Here is a 1,483-nt window from a genome sequence, read left to right as displayed (position 1 = left end):
TCCACGTGGGGGTTTTGGGTCTTCTATCAAATCCCTGGTGGTCTTTTCCCCCCTCCCCACGGGTTCTGCGCCGCCCTCCCCACACCGGCGTACCTGTGGGCTCGCGATCGAACCTGGACCACCGTGCGGCAGCCGTGTTCATTCGACATGTCCGGACATCGACCGACCATGCCTGCGGTTTTACTTGTTGTCGTCGTTCGGACGGAACGCGGTGGTCGCGTCGGCCGCCGGGTCGGCGGTCTGCTCGCCACCGAACGGCTGCGGCTGGCCCGGCGACGACTGCTGTGCGCCACCGTAGGTCGGCGCACCGAACGGCTGGCCCTGCGGCTGTCCACCGAAAGTCTGCGTCGCGCTCTCGTCAGGACGCGGCTGTGCCTGCGGCGCCGAACCGTACGGCGAGGGCTGCTGCTGCGGGGCACCGTACTGCTGGCCGTACGGCGACTGCTGCGGCTGACCGTAGGACTGCTGACCCGGCTGACCGTAGGACGGCTGCGCCTGCGGCACCGACGGCTGGCTCTGCTGGCCGTACGGCGACGGCGACTGCGTCGGGTACTGCCCACCGGTCTGAGCCTGGCCGTAACCGGTCTGGCCGTAGGACTGCTGGCCGGTGGCCTGGCCGTAGCCCTGCGGCTGGCCGTAACCCTGCTGGCCGTACTGGCCGTACTGGCCCGGCTGCTGTTGCGGCTGAGCCGGTTTCGGCGCGGGCACCTTGATGAGACCCAGCCCGAACAGGAATGCCAGCACCAACAGCACGGCGACGACGAACGACAACGCGGCGACGACGAACGCGCCCCACTGCAGTTCCATGCCTTCACCCACGCTGATCAACGACACGACGACGCCGAGGAACGAGGCAACCGCGAGTGCGGCGGCGACACCGAGGACATTCTGCTTGGGCAGCAGCGACAGCCCGGCCAGCAGGGCAGCGGCCAGGATGAGCGTCGCGATCGCGCCGCTGCTCGACTCGAACATGCTGCCGGTCGAGGTCTCGCGCAGCGCGGTGAAGCCGACATACGGCGCGAAGCCGAGGAGGAAGGTGACGACGCCGAGTCCGGCCGCGGCCGCGGTCAGAATGAACGGCAGCCCTTTGCCTTCCGAACCGGTCGCGGTCGATGGCGAAGCCGCGGCGGCTCCGGTACTCGGGCCCTGAGGCGCGGCGGGTGTCGCGGGTGCGTTGTACCCGGAGCCCCCGGTCGGGTATGACATGTCTCGTCGTCTCCTTGTCGAGTCGTGCGCATCGGTCGCGTCGAACTGACTGGTGCCTGATCCGATACCTGACGCTACTGCACGCCACGGCCATGGGCATCACCTACCGATGCAGGCTGTGGATAAACCACCGCCTGTGGATGAATCGACGAAGGGCCCCCCGCTTAAAAAAGAAAGGTGCCGAGGAGCATTTTAATATATTAATAAAGCAGAATGGAAGTTAGGCCTTTAAAATGTAAAGCGATGCAAGGACGCTGGAGCGGAAGGCGGGGTTGCG

At 66.6% G+C, this 1,483-nt stretch carries 1 protein-coding gene; it reads right to left on the bottom strand.

Features of this window, described 5'->3' with window-relative positions; translation table 11 throughout:
- Nucleotides 1-180 precede the first annotated feature (180 nt).
- On the bottom strand, nucleotides 181-1,206 hold the full coding sequence (locus ACFWPX_RS21355) for a DUF5336 domain-containing protein (protein ID WP_378928830.1): 1,026 nt from the start codon (nucleotides 1,204-1,206) through the stop codon (nucleotides 181-183).
- Between the last annotated feature and the right edge of the window lie 277 nt (nucleotides 1,207-1,483).

Source organism: Nocardia sp. NPDC058518 (genome assembly GCF_042719655.1).
Classification (GTDB): domain Bacteria; phylum Actinomycetota; class Actinomycetes; order Mycobacteriales; family Mycobacteriaceae; genus Nocardia.
Note: the sequence above shows the minus strand (reverse complement) of the source record. Positions and strands in the feature narration are given on the sequence as shown.

Excerpts from the sequence above, each read along its gene's own strand:
- ACFWPX_RS21355 (WP_378928830.1), bottom strand. The coding sequence starts at position 1,206 with ATGTCATACCCGACCGGGGGCTCCGGGTACAACGCACCCGCGACACCC.